Annotated in this window: 15 protein-coding genes; 12 read left to right on the top strand and 3 right to left on the bottom strand. The window is 36.1% G+C overall.

Annotated elements, in window-relative coordinates; all coding sequences use genetic code 11:
• Positions 1-14: 14 nt before the first annotated feature.
• A complete protein-coding gene (locus HNR27_RS15745) occupies positions 15-1,940 on the bottom strand; it encodes a heavy metal translocating P-type ATPase (protein ID WP_429340449.1) in 1,926 nt (641 codons plus the stop codon).
• Positions 1,941-2,188: 248 nt separating this feature from the next.
• Between HNR27_RS15745 and HNR27_RS15740 the strand changes: the two genes are divergently transcribed.
• Together HNR27_RS15740 and HNR27_RS15735 are read left to right on the top strand one after the other, a co-directional pair.
• The gene (locus tag HNR27_RS15740; protein ID WP_429340448.1) at positions 2,189-3,031 is read left to right on the top strand and encodes a transporter substrate-binding domain-containing protein; all 843 of its coding nucleotides are present in this window, start codon (positions 2,189-2,191) and stop codon (positions 3,029-3,031) included.
• Between the two features lie 9 nt (positions 3,032-3,040).
• Complete coding sequence (locus HNR27_RS15735) at positions 3,041-3,739, top strand: amino acid ABC transporter permease (protein WP_429340447.1); 699 nt, start codon at positions 3,041-3,043, stop codon at positions 3,737-3,739.
• A gap of 36 nt (positions 3,740-3,775) precedes the next feature.
• On the opposite strand, the gene HNR27_RS15730 is transcribed toward HNR27_RS15735, so the two are convergent.
• Positions 3,776-4,951 (bottom strand): MFS transporter, encoded by a 1,176-nt coding sequence (locus HNR27_RS15730; RefSeq protein WP_212921351.1) that lies wholly within the window; start codon positions 4,949-4,951, stop codon positions 3,776-3,778.
• Between the two features lie 133 nt (positions 4,952-5,084).
• On the opposite strand from HNR27_RS15730, the gene HNR27_RS15725 reads away from it, so the two are divergent.
• The 6 genes from HNR27_RS15725 to HNR27_RS15700 all read left to right on the top strand — a co-directional run bounded on the left by HNR27_RS15725 (position 5,085) and on the right by HNR27_RS15700 (position 13,107).
• Positions 5,085-5,879: a YfkD famly protein gene (locus tag HNR27_RS15725; protein WP_212921350.1), complete on the top strand. Its 795-nt coding sequence runs from the start codon at positions 5,085-5,087 to the stop codon at positions 5,877-5,879.
• Between the two features lie 172 nt (positions 5,880-6,051).
• A complete protein-coding gene (locus tag HNR27_RS15720; protein ID WP_429340446.1) occupies positions 6,052-7,359 on the top strand; it encodes a Na+/H+ antiporter family protein in 1,308 nt (435 codons plus the stop codon).
• Positions 7,360-7,432: 73 nt separating this feature from the next.
• Positions 7,433-8,233, top strand: coding sequence for a delta-lactam-biosynthetic de-N-acetylase (pdaA, locus tag HNR27_RS15715; protein WP_212921348.1), 801 nt, complete (start codon positions 7,433-7,435; stop codon positions 8,231-8,233).
• 115 nt (positions 8,234-8,348) lie between these two features.
• On the top strand, positions 8,349-9,938 hold the full coding sequence (gene mbcS, locus HNR27_RS15710) for an acyl-CoA synthetase MbcS (RefSeq protein WP_429340445.1): 1,590 nt from the start codon (positions 8,349-8,351) through the stop codon (positions 9,936-9,938).
• Between the two features lie 380 nt (positions 9,939-10,318).
• Positions 10,319-12,475, top strand: coding sequence for an ATP-dependent Clp protease ATP-binding subunit (locus tag HNR27_RS15705; RefSeq protein WP_429340444.1), 2,157 nt, complete (start codon positions 10,319-10,321; stop codon positions 12,473-12,475).
• A gap of 335 nt (positions 12,476-12,810) precedes the next feature.
• Entirely contained in the window at positions 12,811-13,107 is a 297-nt protein-coding gene (locus HNR27_RS15700; protein WP_429340443.1) for a hypothetical protein, read from the top strand.
• Between the two features lie 69 nt (positions 13,108-13,176).
• Here HNR27_RS15700 and HNR27_RS15695 read toward each other — a convergent pair whose 3' ends face one another.
• Positions 13,177-13,737 carry a maltose acetyltransferase domain-containing protein gene (locus HNR27_RS15695; protein WP_429340442.1) on the bottom strand — a complete coding sequence of 187 codons (561 nt, stop codon included), beginning with the start codon at positions 13,735-13,737 and terminating at the stop codon, positions 13,177-13,179.
• Positions 13,738-13,875: 138 nt separating this feature from the next.
• On the opposite strand from HNR27_RS15695, the gene HNR27_RS15690 reads away from it, so the two are divergent.
• The 4 genes from HNR27_RS15690 (at position 13,876) to HNR27_RS15675 (ending at position 16,829) form a co-directional block, all read left to right on the top strand.
• On the top strand, positions 13,876-14,760 hold the full coding sequence (locus tag HNR27_RS15690; RefSeq protein WP_212921343.1) for a ComEC/Rec2 family competence protein: 885 nt from the start codon (positions 13,876-13,878) through the stop codon (positions 14,758-14,760).
• 146 nt (positions 14,761-14,906) lie between these two features.
• The gene (locus HNR27_RS15685; protein ID WP_212921342.1) at positions 14,907-15,281 is read left to right on the top strand and encodes a GntR family transcriptional regulator; all 375 of its coding nucleotides are present in this window, start codon (positions 14,907-14,909) and stop codon (positions 15,279-15,281) included.
• Complete coding sequence (locus tag HNR27_RS15680; protein ID WP_429340441.1) at positions 15,271-16,125, top strand: ABC transporter ATP-binding protein; 855 nt, start codon at positions 15,271-15,273, stop codon at positions 16,123-16,125. Before HNR27_RS15685 ends, HNR27_RS15680 begins: the two co-directional genes overlap by 11 nt.
• Before the next feature lie 2 nt (positions 16,126-16,127).
• Positions 16,128-16,829: a hypothetical protein gene (locus HNR27_RS15675; protein WP_429340440.1), complete on the top strand. Its 702-nt coding sequence runs from the start codon at positions 16,128-16,130 to the stop codon at positions 16,827-16,829.
• Positions 16,830-16,834 lie beyond the last annotated feature (5 nt).

Here is a 16,834-nt window from a genome sequence, read left to right as displayed (position 1 = left end):
ACCCCCAAAGGAGCTTATTTTAATAGCCGTAACCCATTTAGGATTACAAGGATAGTACTACCTTCGTGACCTAATACTCCAAGTGGTAAATCCAAGGCTTGAAAGTAGTTGGATAGAATCAAGATAGCAATAACACTAATGGAGAAGAATACATTTTGTTTGATGATTTGGTTCATTCTACTAGAAAGCTTTATAGCTTTAGTAATCTTGACTAGATCACTTTTCATAAGAACAACGTCAGCAGTTTCTAGTGCGACATCAGTTCCTTCTCCCATTGCAATACCGAGATTAGCTGTAGCTAGTGCTGGAGCATCATTTATTCCATCACCAACCATTGCTACATTCTCATAAGTTTCTTTAAGTTTTTTTATATGTGTTACTTTTTCTTCGGGGAGGCAATTAGCAATATAATGTGTAATACCAGATTCCTTAGCGATTTCTTTAGCAGTTAATTCATTATCCCCTGTTAACATAACTGTTTCTACACCAAGCTTACTTAGATTATGAATTAATTCTTTAGCATCTTCTCGTATAGAGTCCTTTAAGGCATATAGTGCTACTATTTTTTCATTTGCTTTTACGAAAACAATGGTTTTTCCTTCACTTTGGTGCTTCTTCATTATTCCGCCATGAAAGGCTTCTGCCAGCTCAATGCCTACATAATTAGCTTTGCCAATCTTCCATAGCTGACCATCTACACATGCTTCTACACCATTACCGCTAACGGTCTTTATATTCGAAATTTCCCAATCTCCTTTCAAACTATTATTTATACTGAAAGAGGAGATAGCATTGGCAACCGGATGTGAAGACCCATTTTCAATTTCACCAGTAATTCCAATGATAGTATTTTGATCCATATCAGGTGTAATGTAATAATCTGTTACGGCTAGTTTTCCAGTTGTTAAGGTACCTGTTTTGTCAAATGCAATAGCCTTGATCTGACTAAGATTTTCTATGTGTATGCCGCCTTTAAATAGCACACCAATCCTAGCACCATTTGAAATAGCAGATAAAGTTGCTGGCATAATCGAAGCAACCAATGCACAGGGTGATGCAACCACTAGAAGAATGATTGCTCGATAAATACTGTCTTCTAAGGACCAATCAAATAAAAGGTAAGGTAAGAATAGCATAATCAAAAACACAACAAGAACAAACTTTACATATGTCCCTTCGAACTTATCTATAAATTGTTGAGAAGGGGATTTTTCTTCTTGTGCGGATTGGACTAGATTAATAATCTTCTGGAACATGGTATCATTGGCTTGTTTTGTAATTTCAATTGTGATGGTCCCATCGATCGAAACTGTCCCAGCTAGGACTTGTTCGTTTCTTTCTTTTAAAACTGGTATCGATTCACCGGTAATCGCACTTTCATCTATTGATGTAGTGCCCTTTATTATCATCCCATCAGCAGGGATTCTCTCCCCGGCACGCACGAGAATTTTATTTCCTATTACTAATTCTTCTACTGGAACTATTTGTTCTGAACCATTTTTAATCACAGTAGCTGTTTCCGGCTGTAATTTTAGAAGTGCAGAAATTTCTTTATTGCTCTTATTTGTTGTATATGTCTCTAGTGCACCAGACAAAGCGAAAATAAATATCAGTATGGCTCCTTCTGTCCAATAACCAATAATAGTAGAACCGATAGCAGCGAAAATCATAAGCAATTCTACATTTAGTTCTTTATTTTTTACTGTTTCGGTAATTCCTTCTTTTGCTTTTGCATATCCGCCAATAGCAAATGCAAATAGATGTAATATAACCCACGTGGTATCCGAAAGATGCTCTTTTGAAAGCCATGTAATTAGTATGATTGCCCCACTTATGAAAGCAGCAATTAATTCTAGATTAGAAAATACTTTTTCCCAAGATGCTACCTTGGATTTTGTAAATGAACGTTCATCTAATTTATGTCTTGAAAGTAAATGCAATATTTTCCCCTCCTAAGATGATATATCCCTACCTAAATTATAATTATTATAATGTAATATTTATTATAGTTTAACATGAATACTAGTAATGTCAATTTTTCAGTCTAACCTACATATTGTTACATTTCATCTAATAATAATGCGAATACAGCTTTTTCTCTGTGAGTAATTATATTGCTATGAATAATATATACTGTTACAATCAGAATTGTTGAAAATATGTAACAGGTTAAAAAGGGGGAGTTATTGTGAAAAAAATTATTTGGTTAACCATCTTATCTAGTATTTTTCTGCTCTTATCAGCATGTGGGAACGATACGGAAGAAAAAACAGAAGATAAAATTTGGGCATCAATCCAAGAATCTGGCGAGATTGTTGTAGGGACAGCTGGGACATTATTTCCAGCATCTTATTATCCAGAAGGATCAGAGGAGCTGACTGGATATGATGTAGAAGTTGCTCGTGAAATTGGTAAACGTTTAGGGGTTGACGTTAAATTCGAGACGATGGCTTTTGATGCGATGCTTTCTGCATTGCAGAGTGGACGTGTTGATATGATCCAAGCAGGTCCACGTGAGGCAAGTCGAGATAAATTTGGTTTTTCTGAACCGATTAAATATTCATTTGCAACGATGATTGTAAGGGCAGATGATTTATCAGGAATTCATACATTAGAAGATTTAAAAGGGAAAAAAGCTGGAGGTGCGGCAACTACAGTTTATAGTGATATTGCTAGAAAATTTGATGCTGAGGTTGTTACATATGGTAATGTGACGAATGATGCTTATCTTCGTGATGTTCATAATGGGCGAACAGACGTAGTAATAAATGATTACTATTTACAAAAGCTTGCGATTACTGCATTTCCTGAGTTCAATATTACGCTACATCCGGACCTTCGCTTTCATCCAACAACAAATAATGTAGTCGTTTCAAAAGAGGCTAAAGTGCTTTTAGAGAAGATAGATGAAGTAATAGCCGATATGAAAGAGGATGGTACCTTAACGAAAATATCTGGTGAGTTCTTCGGGGGATTAGACGTCTCGAAGGAACCTGAAGAAGAAGTAATTGAAATTGAGGGTATTGACTAAGGTGATCGTATGTTTGAAATAGATCGCGTACAATTAAACAATTTGTTTGATACAGAATTAGCGTGGGAGAGCTTACCATTCTTATTGCAGGGTGTTCCTGTAACAATTTTATTAGCAGTCATTGGAATGTTAGTTGGTTTGTTATTAGGATTTTTCATAGCTTTGGCAAGAGGATCAGCTAAGCTTGTTCTAAGATGGCCATCACGGCTGTATATTTCATTTATGAGAAGTACACCGATTATTGTGTTTTTGTTTCTTATCTATTATGGCTTACCGATTATTGGAATTAAGCTTACTGCGTTTCTAGCTGCTTCTATTGCTTTTGGTTTAAATAGTGCGGCTTATATTGCTGAGATTTATCGAGCAGCATTAAGTAGTGTGGATAAAGGCCAGTGGGAAGCAGCTAAAGCACTGAACATCGGATACTGGCAGGCACTTAGGATTATTATTCTCCCACAGGCGATTCGAATAGCTATACCACCATTGGCGAATGTTTTCTTGAGTATAATGCTGTCAACATCACTTGCAGCCATTATTACTGTACCAGAACTTTTTCAAAAGGCACAAATCGTAGCTGGACGTACCTTTGATGCGATGACAATGTACATTATGGTGGCACTAATTTATTGGCCGATAGGGATTGGAATTGCATTTTTGCAGGAACGATTGGAAAAAAGGTTTAATAAATATGTAAAACAGGAGATCTGATGAGGTCTCCTGTTTTACATTTCCAAAACCAAGAAGTTAAAGGGGAAGCATCTCTGCATTCTTATCCCCTTTAAATAGCATTAAGGCTACTATTATCGCTAATACAAAAGCTATTACATAAAAGAATGAAACTCCAGGAAAAAGCTCGATAAATAGTCCGCCTAGATAAGGTCCACCTAGACTTCCTACACTAAAGGCAATACTGCATAAAAGATTACCAGCAGGTAGTAATGCTGTTGGTAACAAGTCTGTCATATAGGATATTCCCAATGAATAAAGTGATCCAACGAAAACCCCTGCTAAGGAAAATAAGATAAATAAGGAGACAGAAGATGTCTCAAGCAATGCTGCAGCGAAAAAACAGCATAGACCTAAAGAAATAATAACGAGTAAAATATGTCTTCTGCCATATTTGTCACTAAGAATTCCTAATGGCAGCTGGGAAACTAAACTTCCAGCGGCAAAACATGGAATAATTAGTGAGAGCACGTCAACATTATGACCAATTCGCAGTCCATAAATAGGAAAGGTAGCATGCAATGTTGCTTCTAAAAAGCCATAGGCAAGTGGTGGTAAAAGGGCAATCCACGCTATTTTGGTCGTTTGGATAAATCGTCTCATAGAGCTATCCTTTGTGGTAGAGATTGTATCCACAGTATTTTTTGGCCATTTGTTTCGAACGAATAACATTAGTAACCATACTAATGTACTAAGTGCAGCTGAAACAATAAAGGGTAGGGATTCATGGAATTCTATTAGTCGTGTTAACAATGGACCAATTGCAAATCCGAGTCCAAACGACATGCCGTAAATGGAAATGCTTCTACCACGAGAGTTTTTATCTGCAGTAGTTGTTATCCATGTCTGTGTTCCAAAATGTAACATATTATCGCCTATACCGATTGTAACGCGGAGAATAAACCAAAACCAAAGTGATTCCCATATAGGGAAAATGGCAAGAGAGACGATAACAACTAGTCCACCTATTACGATTATTGGTTTAAAGCCATACTTGTGCATCGGTTTTTCCATAAATGGCGAAGCGAGTAAGACACCGATATAGAGACCTGTGGCATGTAACCCATTTATAGAAGATGAGATACCAGCCTGTTCAAGAATGATGGCTAATAGTGGCATTAGCATACCCTGTGACATTCCTGATATTGTAACAAGTAATGTTAAAATCCAAAAGCGAAAACGATCTAATATCATGCTTGTTCCCCCTGATGATAAAATAAATGAACAGATTAAGTGATGTGTAGTACGCCCATGCCGACTTTTCTATTATTTATGTATAAAAAATTTGTGCTCGAAAAAACTAAGGCAAAAAGAGAGGAATGGGCAGATGAATAATAAATACATCATAGCATTAATTACGATTTTCATTGCATTACAATTTCCTTTACCTGCTGTTGCTAAGGAAAAAGAGGCAAAAACGAATAAATTCGATATTCCTAGCCATGTATTAGATATTGCAAAGGAAAATACCTTCCCTAATTCTACCGAGGATGAAGAGGTTATCGAGCCTAGTGAGCTTTCACAAGAATTAATAGATACCTCAAAAGTAAAGATTTCCAATCCAAATTTAATTAAAATGCTCAATGAAACAACTTTAAATCCATCTCCAATTGCCTTTGGATATCGTGGCATGGTTTTTTTAGGAAGATGGCCACTAAATTATGAATCAGACGATACCAATATTAACTGGGAATATCAAAAAATTAATGTTAATGAGCTAAATAATATTGGTGGTGGAGAAGTACAAAAAATTAACTATATTCAACAAGAACAGAAAAATATAAAAGGTGCCCTAACCAACAAAATAGCGAATCCAGACGATGTAAAGCAAATGATAATTATGGCAGCAAAGCAAAAAACAAAGCTCCCCCTATCCTATAATACAACCATTGGAAATGGAACAAAAAAGGAAAATTCCTATGGGGTTCAACCACAAAAATACGGATTATTACACGCGTTTGCTCCTGCAGTTAACGAAAAAGGAAAAGTAACATTTGGAGAGGTTTACATTCAGTTGAAAGGGACTAAAACTACATTAGTGATAAAAAATGTAACCAAACAAGGTATCGGTGCTTGGATTCCGATTCAAGACCATATTTCTTTTTCTTATGAGGTTAGATAAGTTAGTTGAAGGAAAAGCTCTGCATTCATACGTGCGGAGCCTTTTTGATTACAGTATTCGTTCTATTAGAAATAAGTCTATCCGTTTTTCTACAATAAGAGGTTGATAAAATTGCTTTATTGCTTTATCATACTAAAGTGATAAAGCAAACGGAATGCAGGGGGAAGAAAATATGGAGTGGGTCGTTGTTGTTTCAGTGTTATTAATGGTTATTCTAAGTTTATTACGAGTTAATGTTATTTTATCTATCATTATCGCGGCAATAGTTGCTGGGGTAATGTCAGGGCTAAATATAGTAGAAGCTGTTGAGATGCTAGTTAGTGGCATGGGTGGTCAAGCTAACACAGCGCTAAGCTATGTATTACTTGGTGCTTTTGCTGTTGCGATTAGTTATACAGGCATAACAAACATATTAGTAAAATATTTAATTCGGATTATGAGTGGAAAGAAAACTACGCTCTTATTAGTTATAGCTGGTGTCGCATCCTTGTCACAAAACGTTGTGCCGGTTCATATTGCCTTTATTCCTATATTAATACCGCCTTTATTAACATTATTTGATAGGATGCAGGTAGATAGAAGAGGTGTGGCAGTTGCCTTAACATTTGGATTGCAGGCTCCTTATATTTTGATTCCAGCAGGTTTTGGACTTATATTTCACAGGATCATATACGATGGATTGGTGCAAAATGGTGCCACTATAACAATGGGAGAAGTAGCTAAGTCGATGATAATTCCAGGGCTAGGGATGATTGTTGGTTTACTCATCGCTTTATTTATAACGTATCGTAAGGATAAAGAATATACTTCTAATGGTCAAGATGCAACGTTATATAATGAGAAGCAATCAGCTGATATTTCATTTAATTTGAAGCATTTGCTGACAGTTTTCGCTATTGTAGGGGCACTTATCGCACAGATAATTTCTGGTAGCTTAATAATCGGTGCTCTAATTGGTTTAGGATTGATGTTTCTTTTCTTCGTGGTTCCATTTTCAAAAGGAGATAAAATAATATCTGATGGTGTAGGTATGATGGGTTCTATTGCATTTGTTATGTTGGTTGCATCTGGATATGGGACTATTTTAAAAGATACAGGTGCAGTGGATGCATTAGTAGAAGCATCGTCTGGATATTTAGGGAATAATAAAGCACTAATCGCATTTGTCTTACTGCTAGTTGGTTTACTAATTACGATGGGAATCGGCTCATCGTTTGGAACCATTCCAATTATTGCAGCATTATTCGTTCCTATTTGTTTGTCAGCAGGTTTTAGTCCGATTGCAACAGCTGCATTAATAGGGACAGCGGGAGCGTTAGGTGATGCAGGATCACCTGCATCAGATAGTACCCTTGGGCCAACATCAGGACTAAATGCAGATGGAAAACATAATCATATTTGGGACACCTGTGTACCTACATTTACTCATTTTAATATTCCACTATTCTTATTTGGATGGATGGCTGCATTGTTCCTGTAATAGGCATAGAAGTATTAACCTGTATAAAAATAGTTCATTTAGCAAAAGGTAAGAAAAAAATAGGTGGGGTATTATGTTTAGAATAAATCGTTTACGACCAACTGCCTTTGTGTTTTTTCTTGCCTTTTTTTTCGTTAATATTCATGGGACAGAAGCTGCAGGGTATGGTTGGGGGTATAAAAAAAATAAAGATCATGAGATTCCTGACGTTGGAAGATATGGAGAAATCTTGAAAGAGTATGGCGCATATTATGTAGACGACTCGGGTGAAAAGACACTTTACTTAACCTTTGATAATGGCTATGAACAGGGCTATACGGAAGGGATATTGGATGTTTTAAAAAAAGAAAAAGTCCCTGCAACGTTTTTTGTGACCGGCCATTATGTAAATAGTCAACCAGAGTTAATTAAGCGAATGGTTGATGAAGGACATATAATCGGAAACCACTCGTATCACCATCCCGATTTTACCATTCTTACCAAAGAGGTCATGAAGAGAGAATTAGAAACGCTGGAGGAAGCTGTTCGGAAGGTATCTAGTCAAGATGATATAAAGTATGTTCGACCACCCAAGGGGATGTTCAATCAACAAACATTAGAATGGGCAAATGAACTAGGGTACATTCATGTATTCTGGTCATTAGCTATAATTGATTGGAATACAAATGCACAAAAGGGCTGGCAGTATGCCTATGACCAAGTCATGGAACAGGTGCACCCTGGTGCAATAATTCTACTGCATGCAGTTTCAGAGGATAATGCGATGGCAATGGAAAAAATGCTTCAGGATTTAAAAAAGAATGGCTATACATTTAAGAGTCTGGACGAATTTGTGATAAAAGATAAGGTTCCTAAAGGAATATACGGATTTTAAGGTAGAACTGAGACAGAGACAATCTGTCTCTTTTTTATTTTTCGCTGAATAATATTTAAACATTTCAGAATTATTGATATAATAAACCCTACAATTATAATAGGGGAGTGATTGTATGAATAGAGAGGAATTAATAGCACCAGAGGATTATAACATCGCAATGGAAGTTGAAAAATATGCTAGTCAACCGAACAGAAAAGCATTAATTTGGGAAAATGAACGTGGAGATATACGGGAAATTTCTTATGGTAAACTCATAGAAAATATGAATAAAATAGGGAATGTTTTTAAAAGTAATGGTCTGAAAAAAGGCGATAAACTACTTGTCATGATCCCTAGAATGATTGAAGCATACGAGGTATACTTGGCAGCACTTAAGAATGGAATCATCATTGTGCCAAGTTCTGAAATGCTAAAAACACAGGATCTCCAATACCGTATAAGCCACGGTGAAATAAATGGTGTTGTAAGCTACTATCCCTTTACAGAGCAATACAAGGGGCTTTCTGAATATAATTCATTAGTTAAATTTGTAGTTGGAGAATCTGTAGATGGCTGGAAGTATCTTGATGGACTGATGGAAGACGCTTCTATGGAACTTAATATGGAAGAAACGACTCGGGACGATATTGCTTTTATTTCCTATACCTCAGGTACGACTGGTAATCCGAAGGGGGTTGTACATACACATGGTTGGGGATTCGCACATCTGAAAACAGCACCAGAAAATTGGCTCTGTGTAAAAGAAGGGGATAAGGTCTGGGCTACTGCAGGACCTGGTTGGCAAAAGTGGATTTGGAGTCCTTTCTTGTCTGTCCTTGGTATGGGTGCAACTGGTTTTATATATAACGGAAAGTTTCATGCTGAAAAATATTTGTCTCTGTTAGAAAGACATGAAATAAATGTTCTTTGCTGTACACCAACGGAATATCGTATGATGGCAAAGGTGGATAACCTAGATAAATATCACCTTCCACATTTAAATAGTGCAGTTTCAGCAGGTGAACCATTAAATGTAGAGGTAATTAACACGTTCCAAAAATATTTTCATGTTACCGTTCGTGATGGCTATGGTCAAACTGAAAATACGTTATTGTTGGGTGTTATGAAGGATATGAAGGTGAAGCCAGGTTCGATGGGTAAACCAACCCCTGGTAATGATGTGGAAATTGTTGATGAATTTGGGGAACCGGTGGGAGTAAACGAGGTTGGTGACATTGCTGTTCGATTAAATAGTCCTGCATTATTCCTCGAATATTATAAGGATCCGGACCGTACTAATCGTTCTCGACGTGGTGATTTTTATATTACTGGAGATCGAGCAAGAAAAGATGAAGATGGATATTTTTGGTTTGAGGGACGAAGTGATGATATAATCATTAGCTCAGGATACACTATCGGTCCTTTTGAGGTAGAGGATGCCTTAGTTAAACATCCTTTTGTGGCAGAGTGTGCAGTTATTGCTAGTCCAGACGAAATTAGGGGAAGTATTGTTAAGGCATTTGTTGTGCTAAAGAAAAATATATTAATAGATCCCGACGAACTAGTGAAGGAATTACAGGAGCATGTAAAAAATTTAACTGCCCCTTATAAATATCCTCGTGTGATCGAGTTCATCGAAGAGCTTCCCAAAACAGTATCTGGGAAAATTAGACGAGTGGAATTACGGCAGTTAGAAGCAGATAGGAATGTTAAGTCCAATTAATAGATGTGAAGACAGCGCACTTGCTGTCTTTTTCTTCGTGCTTAGTAGTTAAAGATTATGAGCCTCACGAGATGAGCATGTACCCAATAGTCAAAAGTATGAACCCCAACGAGACGATAATATGCTCAATAAACCAAAATATAAACCTCCAAAATGTACACGATATATAAAATTCAAACCTGCGAAATAATTGTAGTTCAAGATACCAACCCACTATAAAATCTACCATCATATCAATCTAAAAATAAATTTCTAAAAAACATAACAAAATACTTGAAAGTCAAAAAAGGTCAGAGTATAATGTAGGCATAAGGTCAAAGATAGTCAAAGTCAAATTGATCTTACTAAAATGGTTAACGATGAAATAGGAGGAATGGAATATGAAATGTCAAAAATGTGGTGTAAATGAAGCGAATATTAACATGGCAATGCAATTTAATGATGAAAAAATGCAGATGCACCTTTGCAATTCATGTTTCCGTGAAATCCAAGAAAATATGATGAATGCAAATGGATTTTTCCAAAATCCGTTCTTTGATGGAGAAAATGATGCATTTGCACCAAATTTTTTCCAGGATAACGGTTTCGCAAATGCAAATTCTAACACTGCTACACAAACCAAACAAAAAGCGAAGAAACGTAATGGATTACTAGATCAGCTCGGTAAAAACTTAACAGACGCAGCTCGTGCTGGCGAAATTGATCCAGTCATTGGTCGTGATCAAGAGGTTAAGCGAGTAATTGAGACCTTAAATAGAAGAACAAAAAATAATCCCGTATTAATTGGTGAGCCTGGAGTTGGTAAAACAGCAATTGCGGAAGGACTAGCATTAAAAATTGCTGAGGGTGCCGTACCAGCAAAATTAATGAATAAAGAAATATATCTTTTAGATGTAGCTTCACTAGTTGCTAATACTGGCATTCGCGGTCAATTTGAACAACGTATGAAACAATTAATAAAAGAATTGCATCAACGAAAGGATACCATTTTATTTGTGGATGAAGTCCATCTTTTAGTAGGTGCAGGAACTGCAGAAGGTTCTCAGATGGATGCAGGTAATATTTTAAAGCCTGCCTTAGCCCGCGGTGAGTTACAAATAATTGGTGCAACAACCCTAAAAGAGTATCGTCAAATAGAAAAAGATGCTGCTCTTGAACGTCGATTCCAACCAATTATGGTAAAGGAACCAACTATTGAAGAAGCAATTCAAATACTAAATGGTTTAAAAGAACGTTTTGAAAAATTCCATGAAGTTCGCTATTCGGATGAAGCAATCCGTGCATTTGTTACACTTTCTGCACGTTATATTCAGGATCGCTTTTTACCAGACAAGGCAATTGATTTAATGGATGAGGTTGGTTCACGATTAAACCTAACTAATTCACAAAACGATTCTGTCTCCATTCAAAAGCGTATTGATGAAATTGTGAAGGAAAAAGAAGCTGCTGCAGAACAAGAGGATTATGAACGTGCAGCAAATCTTCGTTACCAAGAAATACAATTACAAAAGCAGCTGGAAAAGGCAAAAGGTGAAGAACAGGTAATAGATGTGGATGTCTCTGATATACAATTGATTGTTGAAGAGAAAACGGGTATTCCTGTAACGAAGCTACAAGCTGATGAACAAGAGAAAATGAAAAATATTGGTGAAAATCTTCGTAAAAAAGTAATTGGTCAGGATAAAGCAGTAGATAAAGTTGCTAAGGCAATTCGACGCAGTCGAGCAGGCCTAAAATCTAAATATCGTCCAATCGGTTCCTTCTTATTTATTGGCCCTACTGGTGTTGGGAAAACAGAACTAACGAAAGCATTAGCCGAAGAGTTATTCGGTTCGCGTGAAGTGTTAATTCGTCTTGATATGAGTGAGTACATGGAGAAACATTCTGTGTCTAAAATCATCGGTGCACCTCCAGGATATATTGGCCATGACGAAGCAGGTCAATTAACAGAACGTGTTCGTCGTAGTCCATACTCTATTATCTTGCTAGATGAAATTGAAAAAGCTCATCCTGATGTGCAAAATATTTTCCTCCAAATCATGGAGGATGGTCATTTAACAGATTCCCAAGGCAGAAAGGTAAGCTTTAAGGATACTGTTATTATCATGACAAGTAATGCTGGAACAGGTTTTAAACCAATCACGGTTGGCTTTAATAAAGACAAACATGAGTCTGTATCAACATTAGAAAATTTAAGTGCTTATTTTAAACCAGAGTTCTTAAACCGTTTCGATTCTATAGTGGAGTTCAATGAATTAAGTGAAGATAATTTAATGGATATTGTTGACTTAATGCTTGGTGAATTGAAGAACACGATTAAAGAAAATAATATGGAAATTACGATAACTAGTGATGCGAAGAAATCACTTGTAAAACTTGGCTATGATCCTAAATTTGGTGCTCGACCATTACGCCGAGTAATCCAAGATAAAATAGAAGATCCGTTAACAGATCTTTTACTTGAAGAAGAGAATGTAGACAAAATTCACGTGTCAGTGAAAGATGGCGAAATAGTAGTAAATATGGCATCTGAATAAGTAAAAATGTTGTGACGCATTGGAATAGTTTCCAATGCGTTTTTTTTCGGATATTTTCCTTTATTTCTCTCCATAGAATAAGCTATGTTAGAATGAAACCAATTGTTGGTATTACTAACCTTCTTACATAAAGATGAATAATAAACAATTTGTAAAGAAAAATAATCAAATGTTTAAAGGAGAATAAAATGAGGCTGAAAAAAGTTTTGCTAGTGTTAGCAATCTGTTTTCTTATTATTATACTTGGCTGAAAGAGTGAGGATAATCGTAATGACTGGAACACTAGCTTAGAAGAAACACAAAAAATTGAAGTGTTAGGAGAAAATAATTCGGAAGTGATAGCAACCATTACGGATTACGAGGGCAAAGAAGAATTTGTTCAGGCACTTCAGATAAATAAGTGGAAACTAGAAAAAGCACCTTCAAATTCTAGCATTGAAAAGAGATTCATTTTATTTAATAGTGAAACGAAAAAACTTGGCGGGTCCAATGATAAAGAAAAAGAACTAAAGGAAGTCGCTAAGATAATGGTTTTTCAGGATGTTCCGTATATCGACTTTCAAATTAAAAAACAAACATTTAGCTTTAAGGTGCCTAAAGAAGTATCTGATAATATGAATAATCTTCAATAGATATGTTTCTGTGGGAAGGAATAACGTCTCTCTTAATGAGGTGTTATTCCTTTACCTTTAATATTTATTTTAGTTTTCAATCTGTTTTATTATTTTTGCAGGGTTTCCACCAACCACTACATTATCTGGTACATCCTTCGTCACAACAGCTCCAGAACCAATGACAACGTTATTACCTATCGTAACCCCTGGATTAATAATAGAACCCCCACCAATCCAGACGTTGCCACCAATACTAACAGCCTTACCAAATTCTACTCCTGAGGTTCTTTCTTTTGCATTGAGTGGATGAGTTGCCGTATAAATGTGAACACCTGGTGCAATAAAACAGTTATCACCTATACTAATTTTACATACATCTAAAAATACACAATTAAAATTAGCATAGAAGTTTTCCCCAACATGAATATTGTAGCCGTAGTCGCAACGAAATGATGGCTCTACATATATTTCACTTCCAGTTGATCCAAATAGGTCTTTTAATATTTCTGTTCTTTTCTCGAGTTCTGTTTCAACGGTCTGGTTATATAATCTCGTTAGCCTACGAGCATTAATTCTGTCCGCAACTAATACTGGGTCAGCTGGATTATATAGTTCACCATTCACCATTTTTTCTTTTTCATTTTTCAAAAGTTTCCCCTCCCTAGCTTAGTGAATAATCTATCTAGCCTTATTATCTTGTTAAATAGGGGAAAAGTAAAATAAACAATAATTCTTTCGAAAGCGTGAAAGTATAATAAAGAATTAAATAAAAAGGATGTATTCGTCATGCTGCAATACAAAAGATTATTTGCACTCATAATGCTGTTTTTCCTTGTTTTTGCGGCGGTAGACAAGTCACCTACCTATGCTAAACAGCTTGCCAAAAAAATGGATGTCCATTTTATCAATGTAGGGCAGGGTGACAGCATATTTATTAAAACTCCGAATGGTAAGAATATCTTAATTGACGCCGGACCACCAAGAGCAGGGAAAATAGTAGTTCAGTATTTGAAAGGACTTGGCGTTGATAAGCTTCATCTTGTTATAGCTACTCACCCAGACCGAGACCATATCGGTGGGCTCCCAGCTGTTTTGAATACATTTGAGGTGGAACATATTTTAGATTCAGGGAAGCTACATGTAACAAGGGCTTATGCTAGCTACATGAATGAGGTTCGAAGGCAGGAAATACCAATGACAATTGCCAAAGTAGGCAAACATATCTCCATTGATCCACTACTAGATTTTCGCATTTTAAATGGATATGGAAAACGAAAGAGTAATAATCAATCCTCGATTGCACTTAAGCTTAGCTATAATGACGTGGATTTTTTGTTTCTAGGAGATATTGAGGATAGACAAGAAAAGAAAATCGCCCAAAAATATGATGTACGAGCAGAAATAATTAAGATTGCTCATCATGGATCTAAAACAAGTAGCTCCAGTAAGTTTCTAGAAGAAGTGGATCCAAGTGTAGCCATTATCTCCTACAGTAAATTTAATCGTTTTGGTCACCCCGTCAATCGCGTTATCGAAAAACTAATCGAATTAAACACACATATATATTCCACTGCAGCATTTGGTGATTTAGTTATATATACAGAAGGAAAAAACTACTTTATTTATCCTCAAAAATCACCACTGCAAGGAATCTTGCAGGATGCCAACTAAACGACAGGTGCCAGGGCCACAGTATTGTGATTCCTGGCACCTGTTGAAATTTGTTAAGAAAATTTGCAAATTATTGTTGACAAAAAGGTTCTATTGTTATATGGTTAGTTACATAAGTAATGAACCATATAACGAGGAGAAGAAAAATGAAAAACCAATTGGATGAAAACAAGCCAATTTACCTCCAAATTAAAGAGCATATCGAAGATTCCATCATCAATGACTCGATAAAAGCCGGGGAACGAGTACCTTCTACAAATGAATTTGCATCCTTTTATAAAATAAATCCGGCTACCGCAGCAAAGGGGATAAATGAGCTAGTGGCTGAGAATATTTTGTTTAAACGAAGGGGTGTCGGAATGTTTGTCACAGAAGATGCAAAAGAAATTATTATAGATAAGCGTAAGCAGACCTTTTATGAAAGCTATATTTTGCCATTAAAGGAAGAAGCTAAAAAGTTACACATTAGCCAAGCAGAGCTAATAAGTATGATGGAGGGAGAACAAGGGGATGAAGATTGAAGTAAAAAATATAACGAAGAAGTATGGGGAAAAATTAGCATTAAATAGCCTAACCTTTCAACTTGATGAGCCGAAGATATATGGGTTGCTAGGGCGGAATGGTGCAGGTAAAACAACCTTTATGGAGATCTTAGCAGGACAGATTTTAGCTAGTGATGGTGAAATTTTAATAGACGGAGAAAATCCTTTTGACAATCAATCATTGACAGAGTCAGTTTGTTTAATCAAAGAGGGGAATAATTTTAAAAAAGATTTAACCATAAAAAACATCTTAAAAATTAATTCTTATTTCTATCCATCCTGGGATCAAAAACTAGCAGATACGTTAGTGAAGGAATACAATCTTAATCCAAAGGCAAAGGTGAAAACATTATCCAAAGGGATGGAATCTGCACTTGGAATTATTGTCGGACTCGCTAGTAAGGCGCCAATTACGGTTTTTGATGAGCCATACATTGGTCTTGATGCCGCAGCACGGAAGAAGTTTTATAATATCTTATTAGAAGAGTTTGAAGAGGAGCCACGAACGATTATATTTTCTACACATCTTATTGATGAGGTTAGCTTAATGTTTGAAGAGGTTATCATTTTACAAGAAGGAAAATTAGCCCTGCAAGAGGATGCTGATGTATTACGAAAAAGGTCTTATGCAGTATCAGGGTCTCTCGAGCAGGTGAAAGCCTTCATTCAAAATAAAGAGGTAATAACTACGAAGCAACTTGCAGGTATGATGACCGCATATGTTTTTGGAAATATGGAAGAGGCAAAGGTATCGGGTCTTACGGTTGAAGGTGTACCTATTCAAGATCTTATGATTTATTTAACAGAAAGGAAGGGGGCATAGTCATGAATAAACAAATAAAGGGTTTACTCTATTTTTATATCACTGATATTCGTCACTCCCTACTCATTTTTTGGTCAATTCTATTACTTGTTTTAATTGTATCATTAGCTTTTTCATACTATCTTCTCGGAATTGAAGATGGAGCTTTTACATTTGGATTTCCATTCGCTATTTACATCTACTGCATCATCCTAGGATTTTTGACTGTAAAGGAAACGATTCCATTTGCAATAAAAATAGGAGCAACTCGTAAAAATTTATTTATTAGTTTAGGCATATTTTTTCTTGGTGTAGCTCTTGTAAAAGCGTTGGTGGCTAATACGATTCAGGAGATTGTACTTTTCCTTACGAAAAGTACTGTGCTCGATAACTTTAAATTTCTACACCCAGCAATGTTAGTAGAAGACAACTGGTTAAACCGTGTTCTTATCGATACTAGCTTAATGTTTTTCCTCCTTGCATTTATGTTTATTATGGGCTTATTATTTTATAAATATGGTCTTGCTGGTGGTGGAATTGTAGCTGGAACTCTAGCTATCGTTTTCCTCATTGGGATTGCAAAAGGGTGGATTTTTGAATTTATCATCAGTGTTTCAAAACAATTAGATATGGTATTCTTTATTGAGCTCCTCGGAGTAGGTGTAGTACTATACTTATTCTCCTTTATATTTGTTCGAAGAGTTACCATTGAGAAGCGTAATTAAAATAA

The sequence above is a fragment of the Ornithinibacillus bavariensis genome (genome assembly GCF_050433565.1).
GTDB classification, from domain to species: Bacteria; Bacillota; Bacilli; order Bacillales; family Amphibacillaceae; genus Ornithinibacillus; species Ornithinibacillus bavariensis.
The sequence above is the reverse complement of the archived record's forward strand: the minus strand, read 5'-3'. Positions and strand labels throughout refer to the sequence as shown.

Bases quoted from the DNA above. Each gene is read 5' to 3' on its own strand.
- HNR27_RS15735 (WP_429340447.1), top strand. From the start codon at position 3,041: ATGTTTGAAATAGATCGCGTACAATTAAACAATTTGTTTGATACAGAA.
- HNR27_RS15730 (WP_212921351.1), bottom strand. From the start codon at position 4,951: ATGATATTAGATCGTTTTCGCTTTTGGATTTTAACATTACTTGTTACA.
- HNR27_RS15725 (WP_212921350.1), top strand. From the start codon at position 5,085: ATGAATAATAAATACATCATAGCATTAATTACGATTTTCATTGCATTA.
- HNR27_RS15720 (WP_429340446.1), top strand. From the start codon at position 6,052: ATGGAGTGGGTCGTTGTTGTTTCAGTGTTATTAATGGTTATTCTAAGT.
- pdaA (WP_212921348.1), top strand. From the start codon at position 7,433: ATGTTTAGAATAAATCGTTTACGACCAACTGCCTTTGTGTTTTTTCTT.
- mbcS (WP_429340445.1), top strand. From the start codon at position 8,349: ATGAATAGAGAGGAATTAATAGCACCAGAGGATTATAACATCGCAATG.
- HNR27_RS15705 (WP_429340444.1), top strand. From the start codon at position 10,319: ATGAAATGTCAAAAATGTGGTGTAAATGAAGCGAATATTAACATGGCA.
- HNR27_RS15690 (WP_212921343.1), top strand. From the start codon at position 13,876: ATGCTGCAATACAAAAGATTATTTGCACTCATAATGCTGTTTTTCCTT.
- HNR27_RS15685 (WP_212921342.1), top strand. From the start codon at position 14,907: ATGAAAAACCAATTGGATGAAAACAAGCCAATTTACCTCCAAATTAAA.
- HNR27_RS15680 (WP_429340441.1), top strand. From the start codon at position 15,271: ATGAAGATTGAAGTAAAAAATATAACGAAGAAGTATGGGGAAAAATTA.
- HNR27_RS15675 (WP_429340440.1), top strand. From the start codon at position 16,128: ATGAATAAACAAATAAAGGGTTTACTCTATTTTTATATCACTGATATT.